Below are 21,753 nucleotides of genomic sequence, written 5' to 3'. Positions count from 1 at the left end.
AGCCTACTTTCCCTCTGTCGGCGGAAGTGCTTGGTGGGTTGAGCCTCAGTGAGGGGCTAGTGCATGTTGCGTTCCTCGATCAGCTTATGAAACGCATCGGCATACGAGTCGCCAATGGGAATAATGGTTTCGCCCATGTAGATGCGGTTTTTGCGGATGGAGTCGATGTGGGCCAGCGCCACGATATAGGAGCGGTGCACGCGCACAAAATCCTGCGACGGTAAGCGGTCCTCGAACGCCTTCAGGGAATTGAGCGTGAGAATGGGCTTGCCGCTGGCGTATATCTTGATATAGTCTTTTAAACCTTCCAGATAGCGAATATCGCGCAGATTCAGGCGCTGTGTGTGATAGTCGGCCTTCACGAAGATGTAGTCTTCGGCTGGTGGAGCCGGAGCCGGCGGAGCGGGCAGGCTGGCCGCCGGTTCGGCAGGTTTAGGGGCTAGTCGGTCTTGGGCCTTCTGGGCTGCCTTCACAAACCGCTCAAACGCAATGGGCTTTACTAGGTAGTCAACGGCATTCAGGTTAAAGCCTTCCAGCGCGTATGACTCATAGGCCGTTGTGAAAATAACCAGGGCCTGGGGCTGCATACTGCGCACAAACTCTATTCCCGTCAGGTCAGGCATCTGGATGTCCAGAAACAACACATCTACGGGTTCTTGCTGCAGTACCGTCATGGCTTCTAGGGCGCTGCGGCAGGTGCCTGCCAGTTCCAAAAAGGGCACACGCTCCACATAACTGGTTAGCAGGCGCAGGGCTAAGGGTTCATCATCAACTAGCAGGCACCGGAGCATAGGCCAAGGTTAAGATCAGTTCTACCATAAATTCAGTGGAGGTTTGTGCAATGGTCAGGTGGTGGCGCCCGTCAGGGTACAGCAGGTTTAGGCGCTGGCGCACATTCGGCAATCCTATGCCCGAGTTTGGATCGTGGGTGCCGGAAACCGGAAATAAGGAGTTCTGGACGGTAAACAAGAGCTGCTGATTTTGCACTGCCAAGTGTACGGCAATACGAGAGAAATGCTGGGAGCTGATGCCGTGCTTAAATGCGTTTTCCACGAACGGAATCAGCAGCATGGGCTCAATCAGGTGGCCCTCCAGCGGGCCATCTATGGTTAGCTGAATATTCACCTGGTCGGGGTCGAGGCGCAGGCGCTGCAGGTCCATATAGTTGCGCAGGTAGTCTACCTCGCGCCCCAGCGGTACGCGCGCCGCCTCTGACTCATAGAGCATGTAGCGCATCAGGTGCGAGAGCTGCATAATGGCTTCGGGCGTGTCGTCGGATTTCAGGTGCGCTAGGGTGTAAATGTTGTTGAGGGTATTGAACAGAAAGTGCGGGCTAACCTGCGACTTCAGGAACGCCAGCTCAGCTGTAAGGTGCTTGTTCTCCAGTTCGCGCCGGGCCCTCTCTGTTTCAAACCATTCGCTGGTAATGCGCATGCCGCTGCTCACAATCCAGGCCAGCACCCCAATCAGCCACAGTCCCCGCGGCGGGCGAGAGAAATGCTCGCCCGAAGGAGGAGGCCCGGGCGGCGGCCCTAGGTGGTGGGGCCCCGTTGGGTGCAGCAGGCCGGTCATATGCAGCAGCATCGGCAGATACACCAGCCCGAGCAGGCCTAGCGCTACCAGGAAATACAACGCAAACCGCTTCCGGGCAAAAAGGCGCGGTATCAGAACGTAATAATTCAGGTAGAAGTACCCGGCCAGCGTGAGTGGCAACAGCAAGCTGCCCAACCGAAAGGGGGGAGGGTTGCTGGAAAGCAAGCGTGGCAGGGTGGCCACTGCTATCCAGGCGGTAACGTGCACAATCACATGGAGCACCTGCCGCCAGCGGGTTCGGGGCTGAGAAAGATTCATGAAATCGAAATGCTATGGGCCGCGCCCCGAAGAAAACGGGTTTGCGCTCCTGTGAGGCCTAGTAAAAAGGAAGTTGCTAAGAGCTTTTCCATCAGGCAGGAAAAATAGTAGAAAGGTATAGAGGCTGTTGGCTCATCGGCAGCAAGTACTCGTGCAAACGTAGTTCCTGCCTGCGGGAAGGTCCCCAAAACATCTGCCAACCGGCCCATTCCCTCGACGCGGCACTCGGTCCGGGCTCGGTTTCTTGCCATAGCTACCCTAGTGCCTAGCGGTGGCAGCACCGCGGAACAGCCCTGCCGGAATGCACAAACCTTTCGGAGGTAAAGGCAGCTACCTCCGGTAATGAAGTGGTTACTCACAAGCTCTACCTCAGGTTTGTGTAATGCCGGGAGAGCAGCACCTTGCCGAGCAGATAACAGAATAATTTGTTTGGTATTTGTTGTGATTTTACCAACCTTACTAACCGATTCTCAGGTCGAAAACAAAAAACCGCATTTCCTGCTTAAAAACCCGGTTCACCATTCCCTGAGTAATTCATCACCTTTTTCACAACGCCTTTTTTTTTGAATCTGTACACAAACGATTGTGGAATTTTTACTACACACAAACGATTGTGTTAATCTCACCTCAATTCCCACACTATTCATGAAAAAGCCTGTACCCAGAATGCGCCGGCTAACTGTTCCGGCTCTGCTTTGCTGCCTTCCTCTGCAGCCTGCTTTGGCAGAAATTGCGGGGACGCCTGTAGCCGTTCGGGCCACTGAAGTAGCCCAGCCCGACGTTACCGTAACGGGCCGGGTAGTAGATGAAAAGGGCGCTGGTATTCCCGGCGTCAACGTCATTGTAAAAGGCACTACCACCGGCACCCAAACAGATGCCGACGGGCGTTACTCCCTGACGGCTCCTGATAATGCTACGCTGCTCTTCTCTTTTGTAGGCTACACGGCACAGGAAGTGCCCGTAAGCGGCCGTACTTCTGTAAACGTGTCGTTGGCCCCCGATAGCCGCGCGCTGTCAGAGGTAGTGGTAGTAGGTTACCTGACCGAAAACCGCCAGAACGTAAGTAGCGCCGTAAGCAGCCTCGATGTAAAGGAAGCCAATAAAGCTCCGGTAGCTACCGCTACCCAGGCCCTGCAGGGCCGCCTGCCGGGCGTGCAGGTAACGGGTTCCGGCGGTCCTGGTGCTGCTCCTATCATCAACATCCGGGGCATTGGTACGCTCGGCAACGCCAGCAGCGCCCCGCTGTACGTGATTGACGGGTTGTGGACGGATAACATCCGCGACCTGAACCCGAACGACATCGAGAGCCTCACTATCCTGAAAGACGCTTCCTCAACGGCCGTGTACGGCTCGCGGGGTGCCAACGGGGTAGTGCAGATTACCACAAAAAAAGGCCGTGCCGGTACGCCTTCCATCAGCTTCAACGGCTACCGCGGCTTCGACCAGGTATACAAACAGTATAACCTCACCAACGCCAGCGAGTGGGCTGACCGGGCAGTGGGCGCCTATGCCAACGCCGGCCTCGACCCCCTAAACGCGGGCCAGAACAGCTTGGCCGGCGCCGTGAAAGGCCCGGGCGGAGCGTTCAACCCTAACGTGGACACCGACTGGCAGAAAGAGTTCTTCCAGACCGGCGTAATCGAAGATTACAACCTCTCGTTTTCGGGCGGCTCAACGGGCGAGAAAACGGCTACCAACTTCTTGGTTTCGGGCGAATACTTCCACCAGGAAGGCATTGTAAAAGGTCCTGATTTCAAGCGCTATAGCCTGCGCGTGAACTCGGGCCTGACCCGGGGCCGGTTGAAGTTTCAGGAAAACGTGCAGTTTACGCACCTGAATACGACTCTGCTCAATGGCGCGCCGTTCATTGACGTGCTGATCATGATTCCGAGCATTCCGGTGTACGATCCGGCCAACAAAGGCGGATTTGGTACGGGCTCGCCTATCCTGAATACGTTTGCTACCAACCCCATCGGGGCCCAGCAGCTGCTGCGCCGCACCCAGAACGACAACCGCCTGGCCGGTAACGTAAGTGCCGACTTCTCCATCTTCGATTTCCTGACGTACCGCCTGAATCTGGCCATGGATGGCCACACGTACAGCAACGCCGATGCCCAAAAGTCTGGTATTCTGCGTCAGAACACCGAAATCAATACTTCCTCGCTCAACGAGTTCCTGGGCTACGATGTGTTCTTGCTGGCGGAGAACACGCTGAACTTCAACAAAACCTTCGGCGACCACACCATCAATGCCCTAGGTGGCTACTCCGAGCAAAGCTATCGACAGCACAACATACAAGCTGGAGCTCAAGGCTTTACCAGTTCGCCTCAGTACTATTTTGAACTAGGCGCTGGTTCCGAGAAGGGCATTATTGGGGGCGGTAGTGCTCGCTACACCAAGCGCTCATTCTTCGCACAGGCTACTTACGACTACAAAAACCGTTATCTGCTCTCTATCAGCGGCCGGCGCGATGGCTCATCTCGGTTCACGGAGCAAAACCGGTGGGGTAATTTTGCCGCCGCTTCCGTAGGATGGCGGATCAGTGAGGAAGACTTCTTCAAGGATGCGTTGCCCGCGGTTAACAATCTGAAGCTGCGCGCCAGCTATGGGGCTAATGGCAATGATGCCTTGAACGATAACTACCTCACGGCGGCAACAATTGGCCAGAACGTGAACTATGTCATTGGTACGGGCCAAACCATTGTGAACGGCGCTACGCAGTTGGCACTGAACAGCCCTAATATAAAGTGGGAAGAACGCTACACCAAGAACATCGGTCTCGACCTGGGTCTGCTTGAAAACCGATTCAGCCTGTCGACTGACTACTACATCTCGCAAACCCGTAATGCCCTAGCCCCCGTGCAGGTACTAACCTACCTAGGTCACTTCGGGCGGGATCTGTTCCAGAACGCTGGCGACATTGAAAACCGGGGTTTTGAACTAGCCCTGGGCTACCACGAAAACCGCAACGCCTTCACCTACGGCGCTGATTTCACGCTGACAACCGTAAAAAACAAGATTACGGCCGTGCCCGTGGAAGGTCAGACTTTTGGTGGTGGCGAAGGCGTAACCCGCTCGCAGCTGGGTACTTCGCTGGGTGAGTTCTTCCTGATTCCGTTCGACGGTATTTTCCAGTCGGATAGTGAAGCCGAGAACTACAAGAGCTCCAATGGTACCATTATTCAGCCCTACGCCTCGGCTGGTGATGTGCGCTACCGCGACGTAAACGACGACGGTCGCATCGACAACGCCGACCGCGTGTTTGCCGGCAAATCCATCCCGAACTTGGTAATGGGCCTGAACCTGACGGCGGCCTACAAAGGCTTCGATCTGTCGGTGTTCCTGAACTCGGCCAGCGGCAACAAAGTCTATAACCAAGCCCGCCGCGACCTGGAAAGCTACAACGGCCCCAACAACTACAATGCCGACGTAACGCCCTGGACGCCTGAAAATCCTTCTACTACCACGCCGCGCCTGTTGCAGGGTGGGGGCCTCGGAGATTTGGGTTTGGCCGCGTCTTCCAACGCCATGTTCAACACCACGCGCTGGCTCGAGGACGGCTCCTACATGCGGTTGCGCAACATTCAGCTAGGCTACACGCTGCCCAAATCCCTGACCAACCGCATGTCGGGCCTGGGGGCTGTGCGCCTGTACGTTACGGGCCGCAACGTGTTTACCATCACCGATTACACGGGCTTCGATCCGGAAATCACAGGAACCGGCTTCTATAGCCGCGGCGTCGATGTAAGCTCTTACCCCAACGTGCGCAGCTTCACTGGCGGCCTGCAGGTAAACTTCTAGATCAGGACTGAGCGACGGACTTCGGTAAGCCGCTCTAACTCAAAACGTCTTCTCTTCTCTGACATGAAATCAAATAAGATAGCAACCCTGCTGCTGGCAGGAAGCCTTTTAGTAGCTACCGGCTGCGAAAAAGATTTGCTCGATCAAACCAACCCCAACGCTCCGACTACCGACTCATTCTGGAAAACCCAGGATGATGCCATTAAGGGCGTATATGCCTGCTACTCCGGCCTGCAGCAGTTTGCCTGCTACTACCGCAGCTGGCACTTTATGGCGCACCGCTCCGATGAGTCGTACAGCCAGAGCCCCTTCGTGGAATTGGCCAACTTCACGCGCTTCGTCACCCCCGACAATAACTTCTTTATCTCTTCCTTCGCCTGGAACGACTATTACCGCACCATCTACCGTACGAACCAGGTAATTACCAACGTACCCAACATTCAGATGGACGAAACCATCCGGAAGCGTTTGGTAGCGGAAGCTCGGTTTGTACGGGCGCTGTCGTACTTCGACCTGGTATACTTTTTCGGCAACGTGCCCCTGATTACGGTAGAGCCTACGGTAGCCACCCGGGCGCCCCAGGCAACTGTTGCCCAGGGCGAAGCCCAGATTATTGCTGACCTAGTAGCCGCTATTCCGGACCTGCCGCTTTCCTATGGCGACGCGGAAAAAGGCCGGGCTACGAAAGGTGCGGCGCAGGCTTTGCTGGCTAAAGTGTACATGCAGCAGCGTAAGTGGGCCGATGCCTCGGCGCTGTTCACGCAAATCATTGGCTCAGGCCAGTACTCGCTGGTAAGCAACTACCTCGATAACTTCACCGACAATAACGAGAACAACTCGGAGTCGGTGTTTGAAGTGCAGTTTACGGGTGCGGTGCTGGAAGTAGGGCAGGGGCAGGACAATGCCTCCGCTTCGGAAAGTCACGACCGTCCGAACTTCTTCGGCCCTCCCGGCCCCACGTTTGCCGACGTACAGCCCCGCCGCTGGCTGCTGGATGAGTACAAAGACTCGACGGTGGCATTTGTTCCCGGCAGCACCACGCGTCACCGCATTGACCCCCGCCGCGACATCAGCATTATTCATGCGGGCAACCCCGATAAGTTCTACGGCAAAACCTTTGCTGAGTGGAACTGGAACCCCAATCAGCAGTACTGGCGCAAGTATCTCAACGACCGTACCCGCGTCAATGAGAACTTCACGTCCGGCATCAACCACCGCGTAATCCGCTATGCCGATGTGCTGCTGATGCAGGCCGAAGCCCTCATTGAAATGGGGCAGCCAGCTGATGCGCTGCCTCTGATCAACCAGGTGCGTACGCGTCAGTCAGTTAACCTGGCGCCGCTTACCGGCACGTATTCGCAGGCACAGCTCCGTCAGATTAACCGCATGGAGCGGGCCAAAGAGCTGGCAGGCGAAGGAACCCGCTGGTTTGATATCCTGCGCTGGGGCCTGATGGATGACCAGGCCGGCATCGATGAGCTGAAAAGCCGCGACTCCGACTTCACCAACTTCCGCCTGGGCGTGTCGAAGCTGCTACCTATTCCGCAGCGCGATATCGACATCGATCCGAACATCAAGCAGAACCCTGGTTACTAGGCTGTTGAAATCCTGAAACCCGTGTAAAACAGCCGCTCCGGGCCACCGCTTGGAGCGGCTGTTGTGTTTTACTAGGGTCGGAACAAAGACAAACCCCAGGTTTACCAATTTGTAAGTCAATGAAGTATAGGATTCAAGCCGGGTTTCGGCTGCTATCAGTGCTGGTGCTGGCCGTGCTGCTGGGGTGCGGTGGCAGCGAGCAAACGGCCGCGCCGGCGCCGCCGCCGGTAGTTACTCCGCCCGTTACAACTAACACGTTCAGCAACCCCTTGCTGGCCTCGGGGCCTGACCCGTGGGTGTACCAGAAGAATGGTACCTACTACTACATGCACACCACCTATACCAACCTTCGAATCTGGAAAACCAGTAAGATGTCGGACCTAGGTAACACCTCCAGTGTGGTAGCCTGGACACCGCCGCCTACCGGGCCTGCCTCGGGCAACCTGTGGGCGCCCGAGCTTCATTTCCTGGATGGCAAATGGTATATCTACTATACTGCTGGCCCTCCCGGCCCCGATTTAGGCCGCCAACGAACCTGGGTGTTGGAAAACGAAGCCGCCGACCCTACTACCGGAGCATGGGTAGATAAGGGCCGGATTTATAACCCCACCGAGGATTTCTGGGCCATTGATGGAACGGTGCTGGAGCAGAACGACAAGCGCTACTTCATCTGGTCGGGCCATAACGGTATCGACGGCATTCAGCGCATTTACATTTCGGAGATGAGCAACCCCTGGACCCTAGTGGGGCCACGCGTGGAGCTTTCGCGCCCCGAGTATAGCTGGGAAAACGTGGGCCCGCCGTACGTGAACGAAGGTCCGGAAATTCTGAAGCACAACGGCAAAACCTTTCTGGTGTACTCAGCCAGCTTCTGCGGCACCGACCAATACGCGCTTGGCATGCTCACCACCACCAGCACCGCCGACCCGATGCAGCTTAGCTCCTGGAAGAAGTCAGACAAGCCGGTTTTCTCACAAAACCCGGCCGGCCGCGCATACGCTACGGGGCACAACTCCTTTTTCAAGTCGAAAGACGGGCAGGAGGATTGGATTATCTACCACGCAAACTCTAACCCCAATGAGGGCTGCGTGGAAAAGCGCAACCCACGTATGCAGAAGTTCACCTGGAATGCCGATGGTACACCCAATTTCGGTATTCCGGCTTCTATCAGCACACCCTTAACCAAGCCGAGCGGGGAGTAGCTTCCCGGCTTTCCGCTTCCTACTCAAAATTCCCATCCAATATGGCTTCCACTTCTACTTTCACTAGGCCTGCTGCCGTCTTAAACCCATCCTTGGGCCAGCGCCTGCGCCGCGGGCTGCAGCTGGCCACGGTGCTCCTCCTGATGCTAGGTTATTTTGGGGTACCCAACGCCTATGCCCTGCAAGGGTTGGTGGGCGTGCACGATCCTTCCACTATTGTGAAGCAAGGCGACAAATACTGGATTTTTGCTACCGGAAGGGGTATCTACAGCATGTACTCCACGGATCTGGTTAACTGGACCCCAGGGCCTAGGGCCGTGTTCGTGAACAACGCTTATCCGGGCTGGATCAACTCAAAAGTGCCAAAGTTCCAGGGCGATTTCTGGGCGCCGGAGTGCATTTTTATGAACGGCAAGTATCACCTGTACTACTCCTGTTCCTCGTTTGGCGAGAAGGTGTCGGCTATTGGCCTAGCTACCAACGTTACGCTGGACCCGGCCAGCCCCGACTACCGGTGGGTTGACCAGGGAGAGGTGGTATCATCAAACCAAAGCAGCATTGCCAACGCCATCGATCCGGCTGTGTTCAAGGATACCAACGGCGACGTATGGTTTACCTACGGCTCGTTTTTTGGCGGCCTGCGTACGCTACAGCTGAACGCTACCACCGGCAAGCCGCTCAGCACCACCAGCTACGGTGTGGCAACCGGCGACGTAGAAGCCGCCTTCCTAACCAAGCACGACAACTGGTACTACTTGTTCATCAATCGGGGATCCTGCTGCAACGGCATCAACAGCACCTACCATATTCTGGTGGGGCGTTCCGCATCACCTAGGGGCCCGTTCCTTGATCAGAACGGAGTGGACCTGAATAGCAACGGCGGCACCATCGTTCTGAACAGCGCCGGCCGGTACATTGGGCCGGGCCACGCGGGTATTTTGGAAGAAAACGGTGCGAGTTACTTCTCGCATCATTACTACGATGGCGACCAGAACGGCGCGCCGAAGCTGGGGCTAGCTAAACTCACCTGGAGCGCCACTGGCTGGCCCACCGTAACCCGCGACTGGGTAGCGCCGGGCCGCTACGAAATCAAGAACCAAAACAGTGGGTTGGTATGGGATGCCTGGGGCTGCACCGGCGTAGCCGGTCAGATGATTGCCCAAGGAACCTCCAGCGGCCTGAACTGTCAGCGCTGGGATTTTACGGCCCTCGGCAACGGAGAATATAAAATTACGAATGCCATGGGCGGCCTAGCCGCTGATGTAGCCGGGTGTTCATCGGATGCTGGCGCCAAGCTGCAGCTTTCTGCTTACACGGCCTTGCCCTGCCAGCGCTTCCGCCTTGATCGGGCCGCCGATGGCAGCTTGGTTTTCGCTTCCGTGAATGGCAATAGGGTAGTAGAAGTGCCCAATGCCGCCACCACGGCGGGCCAGCAGCTGGGCCTCTGGGATTATAACGGCTGCCCCTGCCAGCGCTGGACGTTGGCGGCTACCAGCGGGCCACTAGCTACTTCCGCCAGCCAAAAGCTGAAGGGAGTGACGGTTTACCCTGTGCCTGCAACTGGGCATGGTTTCACCATCGAGCTTGGTCGCCAGTTGGCCGTGGAAACTACCCTAGTAGAAGTGTTTGATTTGCAGGGCAAGCGCGTACATCAGCAAACGTTTGCCAAACAGCAAACTACGCTTAGCGTGGCAGCAGCCTTACTACCCGGCGTGTACCTGGTTCATATCCGGCGCAACAGTGGTTCTGCAACTCAGAAAGTAACCATTCAATAAGCCCACCAAGGAGGGAGGTGAGTGAGCCTATAAGAGAGCTCATTCACCTCCTTTTTATCAACACAATACACAAACGATTGTGTAAATTGAAAAGGTTTTTTTACTTTACACACCAGATAGCGACATCTTACATGAAGGTTTCTATGATTTCGGGAGGTAGTGAGTGAGTACACAATTGATTGCCAACACCTAAGCATTCACAAGGTGGTGCTGGCAGCTGCGTACTGCTTCGTTGCTTCTACCTGTTAGGCAAGCGTATTCTGTTCTTTTCCTGATAAAATTCCCAGTTCAATTCTCTTGACCATGACACATTCTTCCCGCGCCGGATTACTGACCAAGAGTGTAGCTGGGTTGGCCGGCTTGCTGGCCCTAGCAAGCTGCAACCAGTCGTCAAGCTCTGAGCAAACGGCAGGCTCCTCTCCAACCATGACCGACACTACCCAAACTGCTGCCAGCACTACGGCTCCGGCCAGTGCTTCCTTCGGCAAAACCACTGAAGGTACCGAAGTACAGCTCTATACCCTCACCAACGCCCATGGCCTGAAGGTGAGCATCACCAACTACGGGGGCACCATCACCAGCCTGATGGTGCCGGACAAAGCCGGCAAACTTGGGGATGTAGTGCTGGGCTTTGATCAGGTGAGCGGCTACCAGAGCCCGGAGTTTCTGAAGTCGGGTCCGTACTTCGGCGCGCTTATCGGCCGCTACGGCAACCGCATTGCCAAAGGCCAGTTCACGCTCGATGGTAAGCAGTACACGCTGGCCAAGAACAACGGCGAGAACACGCTGCACGGCGGTAAAAAAGGCTTCGACAAAGTCGTGTGGCAAGCCGAGCCCGGTACCTCTGCTGAGGGCCAGACGCTTACGCTCACCTACCTGAGCAAGGACGGCGAGGAAGGCTACCCCGGCAACCTCAACGTAACGGTGGTCTATACCCTTACTGCCGACGACGCGCTCAAAATCGACTACTCCGCCACCACCGATAAGGCTACGCCCGTTAACCTCACCAACCACGCCTACTTCAACCTGAGCGGGGGCAACGACGTGCTCGGCCACCAGGTCACTATTCCGGCCGACCGCTACACCGTGGTCGATGCGGGCCTGATTCCGACCGGCGAGCTGCGCCCGGTGAAAGGCACGCCCTTCGACTTCACTACGCCCCACACAATTGGCGAGCGAATCGGGCAGGTGCCCGGCGGCTACGACCACAACTGGGTGCTGAATGAAACCAGGGGCCTGCACGCGGCGGCTACGGTGTATGAGCCGACTACCGGCCGCACCATGGAAGTCCGGACCACCGAGCCGGGCCTGCAATTCTACACCGGCAACTTCCTCGATGGCACCCTGAAGGGCAAAGGCGGCCAGGTGTACGGCCAGCATGCCGGGTTCTGCCTGGAAACCCAGCACTTTCCCGATTCGCCGAACCAGCCCAAGTTCCCGACCACCATTCTGCAGCCCGGCAAAACGCTGCAATCAACTACTACTTACAAATTCGGCGTGCGCCAGTAATTGCGCGCTGTCTCACGACGAACTATTCCCGCCATGAATCCAACTTACGTTATCGGCATCGACTACGGCTCTGACTCCGTGCGGGCCGTACTGGTGAATGCCCATACCGGCCAGGAAATTGCCCAGGCCGTGCACCCCTACGCCCGCTGGAAAGAGCAGCGTTACTGCAATGCCACTAAAAACCAGTTCCGCCAGCACCCCCTCGACCACATTGAGGGCCTAGAGGCTACAGTGCGCCGCGTGGCCCAAAAAGTGCCCGCTGAGCAGATTGTAGGCCTGGCCATCGACACTACCGGCTCTACACCCGGCCCGGTAGATGAGCACGGCGTCGCGTTGGCCCTGAAGCCTGGCTTCGAAGAAAATCCGAACGCCATGTTCGTGCTTTGGAAGGACCATACGGCCCTGCCCGAAGCCGCCGAAATCAACCACAAAGCCCGCACCTGGGGTGGTGAGGATTTTACCCAGTTTGAGGGCGGTATTTACTCCTCGGAGTGGTTTTGGGCCAAGATTGCGCACGTAGTGCGTGAAGATGACAGCGTAGCCAAAGCCGCCTACTCCTGGATGGAGCACTGCGACTGGCTGACGCTGCTGCTCACGGGCGGCGACCTGAAAACGTTTAAGCGCAGCCGCTGCGCCGCCGGCCACAAAGCCATGTGGCATGAGAGCTGGGGCGGCCTACCCTCCGAAGAGTTCCTGACCCTGCTGGAGCCCAAGCTAGCTGGCCTACGCGAGCGGCTGTTCGAGGAAACCTACACCGCCGATGAAGTAGCCGGCCACCTTTCCGAAGAGTGGGCCCAGCGCCTCGGCCTGACCACGAACACAGTGGTAGCAGTGGGCTCTTTTGATGCCCACGCTGGCGCCGTAGCCGGTGAAATCGAAGCCTATTCGATGGTGAAGGTAATGGGCACCTCTACCTGCGACATCGTGGTAGCGCCCATGGATGAAGTAGGAGGGAAGTTGGTGCCCGGCATTTGCGGCCAGGTAGATGGCTCTGTAATTCCGGGCATGCTAGGCCTCGAAGCGGGGCAATCTGCCGTAGGAGACTTACTAGCCTGGTTCCGGGGCGTGATTGAGTGGCCGTTGCGCACGCTGCTGCCAAAGTCATCGGTCCTGACGTCGGAACAGCGGGAAGCCTTGCTTGCGGAACTCAGCGACAACATGATGGCCGAGTTGAACATTGCGGCGGCCGCCGTAAATCCTGATGAGTCAGCAGTACTGGCCCTGGATTGGGTGAATGGCCGCCGCACGCCCGATGCCAATCAGGCCCTGAAAGGCGCCATCATGAACCTCACGATGGGCACTTCTGCCCCCCAGATTTTCCGGGCACTGGTAGAGTCTATCTGCTACGGCTCCAAACAAATTGTGGAGCGCTTCGAGCAGGAAGGCATTCCGATTAAGCAGGTGATAGGCCTAGGCGGTGTCGCCAAGAAATCGGGCTTCATGATGCAGACCCTGGCTGATGTGCTCAACCGCCCCATTAAGGTAGCCGAGTCGGACCAGGCACCCGCGCTGGGTTCGGCCATGTACGCCGCGGTAGCTGCCGGCATCCATCCGGATGTGGTAACGGCGCAGAAGGCCATGGGCAACGGCTTTGCCGAAACCTACACGCCCAACCCCGAGCGGGTAGCCGATTACCAGCGCCGCTACGAGCAATATCAGGCCTTCGGGCAGTATGTAGAACAAGCAACCGAGCAACGTGCCGGCGAAGTAGCCGAAACCGAACTCGTAGATCAAGCATGAGCCAGTTCCAGGAGTTAAAGCAGGCCTGCTACGAGGCCAACATGCAACTGCCCGCGCTTGGGTTGGTGCTCTTCACCTTCGGTAACGCCAGCGTGGTAGACCGCGAAAAGCGCGTGTTTGCCATCAAGCCCAGCGGCGTGCCTTACGCCACCTTGAAGGCAGAGGACATCGTCATCGTCGACTTCGCCAATAACATTGTGGAAGGCACGAAGCGCCCTTCTTCGGATACCAAAACGCATGCGGTGCTTTACAGCCACTGGGAGCACATTGGTGGCATTGTGCACACGCACTCTACGTATGCCACCGCCTGGGCGCAAGCGCAACTGGACATCCCGATTCTGGGAACCACGCACGCCGACCACCTCACGGCCGACATTCCGTGCGCGCCGCCCATGGACGACGCCATGATTGCCGGCGACTACGAGCACCAGACCGGCTGGCAGATCATCAATGAGTTCCAGCGCCGCGGCCTTTCGGCGGAAGAAGTGGAAATGGTGCTGCTCAGCAACCATGCGCCCTTTACCTGGGGCAAAACGGTGGAGAAGGCGGTGTACCATAGCGCGGTGCTGGAAGAAGTAGCCCGCATGGCCTACCTCAGCTGCACCCTGCGCCCCGATGTGCCACGCCTCAAAGAAGCCCTGATTCAGAAGCACTACGAGCGCAAGCACGGCCTGCATTCGTACTACGGCCAGAACTAGAGTTAGCAGCCAGTTCCCACCTTAAGTGACTCCGCGCATCAAGCGGCGGCGGTTAGTGGTGGTTGATAATCCTGAGCCAGCATCCAAAACGTCCTGCTGTGTTTGACCATTTGGTGGTGTCTTTTCTGGCTACTTCAATTGACTTGGGCACTTCACACGTGATAGAAGGGCCTCATTTCAGCTTCTTCTTTTCAACATTTCACAATCGATTTTCTAAACCTTCACAAGGTTTTTTACCTCCGATATCATGATCGACATTTCCCACTACGAAGCCTGGTTTATCACGGGCAGCCAGCACCTCTACGGCCCCGAAACCCTGGAGCAAGTAGCCCAGCACTCCCAGCAGATTGCGGAGGCCCTAGGCCAGGCGCTGCCTATCAAGGTAGTGTATAAGGACGTGCTGACCGGCCCTGATGGCATTACCAAGCTGGTGCAGGAAGCCAACACCACGCCCAACTGCGTAGGCCTTATTGCCTGGATGCACACCTTCTCGCCGGCCAAAATGTGGATCAACGGCCTGAAGATTCTGCAGAAGCCGCTGGCCCACCTGCACACCCAGTTTAACCGCGACATTCCGTGGGGCGACATCGACATGGACTTCATGAACACCAACCAATCGGCGCACGGCGACCGGGAGTTTGGCTTCATTGGGGCACGGTTGCGCCTTAAGCGTAAGGTAGTAGTAGGCCACTGGCAGAGCGCTGATGTGCACGAGCGCCTGAGCATCTGGAGCCGTGCTGCCTGCGCCTGGGCCGATTGGCAGGGTGCCCGCATTGTACGCTTCGGCGACAACATGCGCTATGTAGCCGTAACGGAAGGCGACAAAGTAGAGGCTGAGCTGAAGTTTGGCTACAGCGTGAACACCTACGGCATCGGCGACTTGGTAGCCGTTATCAACGCCGTAAGCGACGAGCAAGTAAACGAACTGCTGGTTACGTACGAGCAGGAATACGAGCTAGCGGCTGACCTGAAAGAAGGCGGCAGCCAGCGCAACTCTCTGCGCGAAGCAGCCAAGATTGAAGTGGGCATGCGCAAGTTCCTACAGGACAACAAGGCTATCGGTTTCACCGATACCTTCGAGGATTTGCACGGCATGGCGCAACTACCCGGCATTGCTACCCAGCGCCTGATGGCCGAAGGCTATGGCTTTGGCGGCGAAGGCGACTGGAAAACTTCGGCGCTGGTGCGTGCCATGAAAGTGATGGGCAGTGGCCTACCAGGCGGCAACTCGTTCATGGAAGACTACACCTACCACTTCCAGCCCGGCAACGAGCAGGTACTCGGTTCGCACATGCTGGAAATCTGCCCTACCATTGCCGAAGGCAAAGTGAAGGTAGAAGTGCACCCCTTGGGCATAGGTGGCAAGGCTGATCCAGCTCGTCTGGTGTTCAACTGCCCCGCCGGCCCGGCTCTGAACGCCACCATCGTGGACCTGGGTCACCGCTTCCGCATGATTGTGAATGAAGTGGAAGCCGTGGCGCCGGAGCAGGATCTGCCGAAGCTGCCCGTGGCCCGCGTGCTCTGGAAGGTGAAGCCTAGCCTGAGCGTAGGTGCGGCTGCCTGGATTTATGCCGGCGGTGCTCACCACACCGGCTACAGCCAGAACCTAACAAGCGAGTACCTGGAAGACTTCGCCGAAATGGCCGGCATCGAATACCTCATCATCGATGACGAAACCAAGCTGCGCACGTTCAAGAACGAGCTGCGCTACAACGACGTGGCCTTCAGCCAGCGCTAGTGCAGCAACGGTTTAGCCCGGGGGCAAACCTAGCAGAAACCCCGTGAAGCGGTGAGTTGCTAGGCCAACCTCTGGGCTAAACCCTACGCAGCATCAGCACCCGGAATACGTTGCCGGGCGCCGCCGGGCAGCCTAGCCCAACGCAAAGGGGGCAGGTTTTGGCAAACGAATTCAGATCAGGCAGAGAATGATATAGGGTCATCTTTGAAATCATAGCGCAACTCAACCGGGCTGGCTTTATCTTCCCGCTCACCTTTCATACATTTCTTACCCGTTCCATGCGTAATAACCTTACTACGCTTGACCTGCTTGTCTTCTTTTTCTACCTGATTGGGGTTTCGGCCTACGGGTTTTACATCTACAAGAGCAAGCAAAAGGCTGAGCAAAGCACCAAAGACTACTTCCTCGCGGAAGGCTCCCTGACGTGGTGGGCCATTGGCGCGAGTATGATTGCCTCCAACATTTCAGCCGAGCAGTTTATTGGCATGTCGGGCTCCGGATTTAAGGTAGGGGTAGCCGTAGCGGCCTATGAATGGGTAGCCGCCGTGGTGCTCATTATTGTGGCCGTGTTCTTTATGCCGGTGTATCTGAAGAACAAAATCTTCACGATGCCGCAGTTTCTGGAGCAGCGCTACAACTCCACGCTCAGCCTGATTATGAGTATTTTCTGGCTGTTCCTGTACGTGCTCGTGAACTTGACCTCCATTCTGTACCTAGGCGCCTTGGCCCTGAGTAACCTCATTGGCGGCGACAGTTTCCACGTTATCATCGTGTTGCTGGCGCTGTTCTCGCTGCTCATCTCCATTGGCGGCATGAAGGTGGTGGGCTACACCGACGTAATTCAGGTAGTGGTACTGGTAGTGGGCGGCTTAGTAACCACCTACATTGCCCTCTCGCTGGTAAGTGAGCAGTTTGGCCTCGGCGGCGGCGCCATCAGCGGCTTCACGGCCCTCATGGACAAAGCCCCCGACCACTTCCGGATGATCTTTGATAAACCTACAGCCGACACGCCGCAGCCCGAGATAGATAAGTACCTGGCGCTGCCCGGCATTGCCATGTATTTCGCGGGCCAGTGGATTGTAAACCTGAACTACTGGGGCTGTAACCAGTACATCACGCAGCGCGCTCTGGGCGCCGATTTGCACACCGCCCGCACGGGTATTCTGTTCGCAGGTCTGCTCAAGCTGATGATGCCCGTGATTGTAATGCTGCCCGGCATTGCTGCCTATGTGCTCTACAAAAACGGTGGCCTGCAGGCAGAAATGTCGTCTACGGGCTCCTTCAACTCTGACAACGCGTATTCCGCCATTCTAACCTTCCTGCCCAACGGCCTGAAGGGCTTGAGCATGGCGGCCCTCACGGCAGCCATTGTGGCTTCGCTGGCGGGTAAGGTAAACTCCATTTCCACCATCTTCACTCTCGATATTTACAAGCGCTACCTCAACAAGGATGCTACCGAGAAGAAGCAAGTGTGGGTAGGCCGCCTGACTATTCTGGCGGCGGTAGTACTCAGCGTGGCCATGACGTGGCAGGATTTGCTCGGCATTGGCGGCGAGGGTGGGTTCCAGTTTATTCAGAAGTACACGGGCTTTATCTCGCCCGGTATCTTGGCGGTATTCCTGCTAGGTATGTTCTGGAAGCGAACCACCGCTACCGCTGGTATTGTAGGCATCTTGGCAGGTTTTGCCATGTCGGTGTTCTTCAACAACTACGCTCCTTCCGTATTGGGCACCGAAACGCTGTTTTATACGGCTTTCCCTAACGGACACGGCGGCTATGAAATCCCGTTCCTGATTTGCATGGGTCTGTCCTTTGCCTTCACGATGGTTTTGATGGTAGGCGTGAGCTTGGCAGGCCCAGTAGTGAGCCCTAAGGCAATTGAGCTGAGCCCCGGCATGTTCCGTGTGAGCACCCAAACTATGTCGCTTATCGTCATCACGATGCTGATGCTAACGGCTTTGTACGTGAAGTTCTGGTAGGCATGGGCGCCGGCTAGTCCGCACTAGCCGGCACTACGCTGGTAATGCCAGTTCTAGGTCTGGAATCCTTGGATTTCGGGCAAATCGGCTAGCTGCAACTGGCCACTTGTACGAGGTGCTGCTCCGGTAGCACCAAACCGCCAAAACGGGGACGTGAACGATGGTCACGTCCCCGTTTTTGGTTTCTATCCGCTCTGATTACCTCAACCAAAACCCACAACCCATGAACCCCACTTCTACTTTCGCTAGCCTCAGGCTGGCGGCCTCCTCCACTACTAGCCCAATCCGTCGGGCCAACCGCTGCCTGCGCGCACTCATGTTGCTGCTAGGGCTAAGCGGGATGCTAAGCTCCCGCGCCTTCGCCCTGCAAGGCAACGACAACTGCCACGACCCGTCCAGCATTGTGAAGGATGGCAACAAGTACTGGGTTTTCACGACGGGTACCGACATCTACGCCATGTACTCCTACGACCTAGTGAAGTGGGAATCGGGCCCGCGGACGGTGTTCAACGGGTTTCGGCCGGCCTGGATTGCGGCCAAAGCCCCCAATTTTAAGGGCGACTATTGGGCCCCGGAATGCATTTACCGCAACGGCAAGTACTACCTCTATTACTCGCTCACCGACGCCTTTGGCTCTAATATTTCGGCCATTGGGCTAGCCACCAACGTGACCCTCGACCCCGCCAACCCCAACTACCAGTGGGTTGACCAAGGCGAGGTTATTTCTAGCAACGCCAGCAGCGCCTACAATGCCATTGACCCCGCAATTGTGACGGATGCCAGTGGCGGGCTTTGGATGACGTTCGGCTCGTTTTTCAAGGGACTTGGCATTATCCGGCTCGATGGCACTACCGGCAAACGCTCCGGTACTAGCTTCAGCTGGCTGGCCGGCAACGTAGCCGCCGATGGCGTGACGCGCAATACCAGCGGCAGCGAAGCACCCTACCTGGTGCGCAATGGCAGCTACTACTACCTGTTTATCAACAAGGGCCGTTGCTGCCAGGGCTCTAGCAGTACGTACTACATTCAGGTGGGGCGCTCTACCAGCATCACGGGACCTTACCTAGACAAGAACGGGGTTGACCTCAATAAGAATGGCGGTACTACGCTCCTGGCTACTAGCGGCAATTACGTTGGCCCTGGCCATGTGGGCCTGTATCAGGAAGGGGGCGCCAACTACTTAACCCACCATTACTACGACAGCAACGAGAACGGCCGCGCCCGCCTCAGCGTAAGCAACATGGGCTACGATGGCGCCGCCTGGCCCTTCATCACCCGCGACTGGGTGGCGAGTGGCCGCTACACCATTGCCAACCAAAACAGCGGATTGGTGTGGGACGCCTGGGGCTGCACAGGAGCATCGGGCCAGGCTATTGCGCAAGGAACCAGCAGCCCCGGGCTGCTCTGCCAGCAATGGAACCTGACGCCGGTAGGCAATGGCGAATACAGAATAACCTCCGCAGTAGGTGCAGGCCTAGCGGCCGATGTAGTGAATAAAGACCCAAACAACGGCGCCAAGCTGGCGCTGTATGCCTATAGCGGCGGCACCAACCAACGCTTTAAACTGGAGCGCGCCAACACCGGACGCTATGTGCTGTCGTCGGTAAACGGCAACCGGGTAGTAGAAGTACCCGGCTGCTCCACTACGGCCGGCGTGCAGTTGTCGCTTTATGACTACCTAGCCAATACCTGCCAGCAGTGGGCCATTGCTCCAACAACAGCTGCCCGAGTGTTAGCCGTACAGCCAGCCACCACTGCGCAGTTTAGCGTCTTTCCGAACCCTAGTGCTCGTGGGCATTTCACTCTTGTGCTAGGTCCTGAGCTGAAGGGCGAATCCGTAACCACCACGCTCACAGATATGCAGGGCCGGCAGGTATACTCGCGTACGAGCACTGGTAAAGCAGCAATAGAAGTAGCGGCCGAAGTACGCGCTGGCATGTACATGCTGCAAGTAAGTGGAGCACAGAAAACGTACATGGAAAAAATAGTAATTCAGTAATGCGGATTACAGCAAGTGCAGGCGCGTTTTTACTAGCGCTTCGTAGTAAACTTTAGAATTGTGTGTCTATCCGGGTAAGTAAATCGGAGAAAGCCGGTAGTTATTTATCCGGATAGTTTACACAATCGTTTGTTTAACTTGGCGTAGCTTTAGCTGCTTTAGTAGCTCTATACTAATTCATTCTTTTCCATGCTAATACAATTACGAAATAAGGTCAGCCTGCTGCTTCTGCTGGGGTTACTAGTTCTGGGGGGGCACTCTGCTTTGGCCCTGCAAGGCGCAACAGGTATTCACGACCCATCCACTATCATTAAGCGCGATGGGGTGTATCATACCTGGGGAACCGGCGACCAGATCTACCACCTTACCTCTACTGATCTGATTACATGGAAGACGGCGGCACCAGTATTTGCCGCTGGCACCTGGCCCAGCTGGATTAACAGCTATGTGGCTGGCTTTAAAGGATTTTTCTGGGCGCCGGAATGTATCTACCGCAACGGCAAGTACTATATGTACTATTCCTGCTCTATGGGGCAGCGGCCCTGCGCCATTGGGTTGGCTACCAGCACCGACCTAGTAAACTGGACGGACCAGGGCATGGTAGTGTACTCCGACAACAGCACGGTGTATGGCAGCATCGACCCCGCCGTGTTTACCGATGCCAACGGCCGGCTCTGGATGGTATTTGGCTCGCACCTGACTGGTATCTGGAGCATTGAGCTGGACCCCACAACTGGCAAGCGGCTCAACAACGTAGCGAAGAACTTAGCCGGCAGTGCTGAGTCGGAGCATGAGGCCGCGTATATGGAGCAACACGGCGGCTACTATTACCTGTTCTATAACCGGGGCACATGCTGCGCCGGCACCAACAGCACCTACTACATCCAGATGGGACGCTCTACCAGTCCCGACGGCCCGTTTGTTGACAAAAACGGCGTGAACTTGCTCGCCGGCGGAGGCTCCGATTTTCTGGTTCGGAAAGACAATTACTACGGTCCGGGCCATGTAGGCCTTCTGGCTGAAAATGGCGCTACGTTCCTCTCGTATCATTACTACGATGCCAACCGAAACGGAACGCCCACCCTGGGCATCGGAAGTCTGACCTGGGACGCCGCCGGCTGGCCCGCTGCTACCCAGGATTGGCTCCCGAGCGGAACCTACACCATCACTAGCCCCAACAGCAGCAAGGTGTGGGCCCCGGCAGGCTGCACCACCACGGCCGGGCAAGCGTTGGTGCAAGCCACTGCCTCGGCTGGCCAGACGTGCCAGCAGTGGAAGCTCACGCCGCAGGGAAACGGCAATGGCGTTTACATGGCCACCAACGTGCTGAGTAATCTGAATGCCAACGTAGTAGAGTGCAACGAAGCGGCCGGAACCGCCCTGGATGTACAAGCCGCTTCGCCGCTTAACTGCCAACGATTCCGGGTGGAACGCGCCGCCGATGGCTCCTTTGTGCTGGCTTCCATCTACGGTAACCGGGTTATTGGCGTGCCCAACGCAGCCACTACTGAAGGCGCTGCGCTTAAGCTCCTGGACTACACCAGTGGGTCTAGTCAGCGCTGGACTATTAGCGCGGTAGGTACCACTACGGGTACTCGTTCAGCCCAAGACGCTCTAATTCAGGTTTTTCCAAACCCCGCCCACGAGGGCAATTTCTCGATGCAACTGCCCGCTGGCACTGCCGCTACCATCACGGTGGCCGACATCAGCGGCCGGGTGGTTTACCGCCGCGAGCTACCTAGTAGCCGCAGCAGCCATGAGATTCGGGCGGGGCTGAACCCGGGAACCTACGTGGTGCAGATACAGACGGCAAGAGGTATTACTACCCGTCAACTACTGTCATTCTAAGTATTGCTTGCTCCTAC

General features: G+C 56.8%; 13 protein-coding genes. 11 read left to right on the top strand and 2 right to left on the bottom strand.

Going from position 1 to position 21,753, the window contains the following annotated elements:
- Nucleotides 1-56 precede the first annotated feature (56 nt).
- A complete protein-coding gene (locus ACYVHC_RS14585) occupies nucleotides 57-791 on the bottom strand; it encodes a LytR/AlgR family response regulator transcription factor (protein ID WP_460614494.1) in 735 nt (244 codons plus the stop codon).
- Entirely contained in the window at nucleotides 769-1,851 is a 1,083-nt protein-coding gene (locus ACYVHC_RS14580; RefSeq protein WP_460614493.1) for a sensor histidine kinase, read from the bottom strand. The genes ACYVHC_RS14585 and ACYVHC_RS14580 overlap by 23 nt, the downstream gene beginning before the upstream one ends.
- 720 nt (nucleotides 1,852-2,571) lie before the next feature.
- On the opposite strand from ACYVHC_RS14580, the gene ACYVHC_RS14575 reads away from it, so the two are divergent.
- From ACYVHC_RS14575 to ACYVHC_RS14525, 11 genes are all read left to right on the top strand, one after another.
- Complete coding sequence (locus ACYVHC_RS14575) at nucleotides 2,572-5,652, top strand: SusC/RagA family TonB-linked outer membrane protein (RefSeq protein ID WP_460614492.1); 3,081 nt, start codon at nucleotides 2,572-2,574, stop codon at nucleotides 5,650-5,652.
- Between the two features lie 63 nt (nucleotides 5,653-5,715).
- Nucleotides 5,716-7,248 carry a RagB/SusD family nutrient uptake outer membrane protein gene (locus ACYVHC_RS14570; protein ID WP_460614491.1) on the top strand — a complete coding sequence of 511 codons (1,533 nt, stop codon included), beginning with the start codon at nucleotides 5,716-5,718 and terminating at the stop codon, nucleotides 7,246-7,248.
- 119 nt (nucleotides 7,249-7,367) lie between these two features.
- On the top strand, nucleotides 7,368-8,450 hold the full coding sequence (locus ACYVHC_RS14565; protein WP_460614490.1) for a glycoside hydrolase family 43 protein: 1,083 nt from the start codon (nucleotides 7,368-7,370) through the stop codon (nucleotides 8,448-8,450).
- Between the two features lie 41 nt (nucleotides 8,451-8,491).
- Nucleotides 8,492-10,225 carry a family 43 glycosylhydrolase gene (locus tag ACYVHC_RS14560; RefSeq protein WP_460614489.1) on the top strand — a complete coding sequence of 578 codons (1,734 nt, stop codon included), beginning with the start codon at nucleotides 8,492-8,494 and terminating at the stop codon, nucleotides 10,223-10,225.
- 303 nt (nucleotides 10,226-10,528) lie between these two features.
- Nucleotides 10,529-11,734, top strand: coding sequence for an aldose epimerase family protein (locus tag ACYVHC_RS14555; protein WP_460614487.1), 1,206 nt, complete (start codon nucleotides 10,529-10,531; stop codon nucleotides 11,732-11,734).
- Nucleotides 11,735-11,767: 33 nt separating this feature from the next.
- Nucleotides 11,768-13,474 carry a ribulokinase gene (locus ACYVHC_RS14550; protein WP_460614486.1) on the top strand — a complete coding sequence of 569 codons (1,707 nt, stop codon included), beginning with the start codon at nucleotides 11,768-11,770 and terminating at the stop codon, nucleotides 13,472-13,474.
- On the top strand, nucleotides 13,471-14,172 hold the full coding sequence (locus ACYVHC_RS14545; RefSeq protein ID WP_460614485.1) for an L-ribulose-5-phosphate 4-epimerase: 702 nt from the start codon (nucleotides 13,471-13,473) through the stop codon (nucleotides 14,170-14,172). Before ACYVHC_RS14550 ends, ACYVHC_RS14545 begins: the two co-directional genes overlap by 4 nt.
- A 247-nt stretch (nucleotides 14,173-14,419) precedes the next feature.
- A complete protein-coding gene (araA, locus tag ACYVHC_RS14540) occupies nucleotides 14,420-15,910 on the top strand; it encodes an L-arabinose isomerase (RefSeq protein ID WP_460614484.1) in 1,491 nt (496 codons plus the stop codon).
- A gap of 278 nt (nucleotides 15,911-16,188) precedes the next feature.
- Nucleotides 16,189-17,889 (top strand): SLC5/6 family protein, encoded by a 1,701-nt coding sequence (locus ACYVHC_RS14535; protein ID WP_460614483.1) that lies wholly within the window; start codon nucleotides 16,189-16,191, stop codon nucleotides 17,887-17,889.
- 160 nt (nucleotides 17,890-18,049) lie between these two features.
- On the top strand, nucleotides 18,050-19,888 hold the full coding sequence (locus tag ACYVHC_RS14530) for a family 43 glycosylhydrolase (protein ID WP_460614481.1): 1,839 nt from the start codon (nucleotides 18,050-18,052) through the stop codon (nucleotides 19,886-19,888).
- Between the two features lie 189 nt (nucleotides 19,889-20,077).
- Entirely contained in the window at nucleotides 20,078-21,736 is a 1,659-nt protein-coding gene (locus ACYVHC_RS14525) for a family 43 glycosylhydrolase (RefSeq protein WP_460614480.1), read from the top strand.
- Nucleotides 21,737-21,753 lie beyond the last annotated feature (17 nt).

The organism is Hymenobacter seoulensis (genome assembly GCF_054780535.1).
Note: the sequence above shows the minus strand (reverse complement) of the source record. Positions and strands in the feature narration are given on the sequence as shown.

Coding starts and splice junctions, on each gene's coding strand:
- ACYVHC_RS14585 (WP_460614494.1), bottom strand. CDS start 791: ATGCTCCGGTGCCTGCTAGTTGATGATGAACCCTTAGCCCTGCGCCTG.
- ACYVHC_RS14580 (WP_460614493.1), bottom strand. CDS start 1,851: ATGAATCTTTCTCAGCCCCGAACCCGCTGGCGGCAGGTGCTCCATGTG.
- ACYVHC_RS14570 (WP_460614491.1), top strand. CDS start 5,716: ATGAAATCAAATAAGATAGCAACCCTGCTGCTGGCAGGAAGCCTTTTA.
- ACYVHC_RS14565 (WP_460614490.1), top strand. CDS start 7,368: ATGAAGTATAGGATTCAAGCCGGGTTTCGGCTGCTATCAGTGCTGGTG.
- ACYVHC_RS14560 (WP_460614489.1), top strand. CDS start 8,492: ATGGCTTCCACTTCTACTTTCACTAGGCCTGCTGCCGTCTTAAACCCA.
- ACYVHC_RS14555 (WP_460614487.1), top strand. CDS start 10,529: ATGACACATTCTTCCCGCGCCGGATTACTGACCAAGAGTGTAGCTGGG.
- ACYVHC_RS14550 (WP_460614486.1), top strand. CDS start 11,768: ATGAATCCAACTTACGTTATCGGCATCGACTACGGCTCTGACTCCGTG.
- ACYVHC_RS14545 (WP_460614485.1), top strand. CDS start 13,471: ATGAGCCAGTTCCAGGAGTTAAAGCAGGCCTGCTACGAGGCCAACATG.
- araA (WP_460614484.1), top strand. CDS start 14,420: ATGATCGACATTTCCCACTACGAAGCCTGGTTTATCACGGGCAGCCAG.
- ACYVHC_RS14535 (WP_460614483.1), top strand. CDS start 16,189: ATGCGTAATAACCTTACTACGCTTGACCTGCTTGTCTTCTTTTTCTAC.
- ACYVHC_RS14530 (WP_460614481.1), top strand. CDS start 18,050: ATGGTCACGTCCCCGTTTTTGGTTTCTATCCGCTCTGATTACCTCAAC.
- ACYVHC_RS14525 (WP_460614480.1), top strand. CDS start 20,078: ATGCTAATACAATTACGAAATAAGGTCAGCCTGCTGCTTCTGCTGGGG.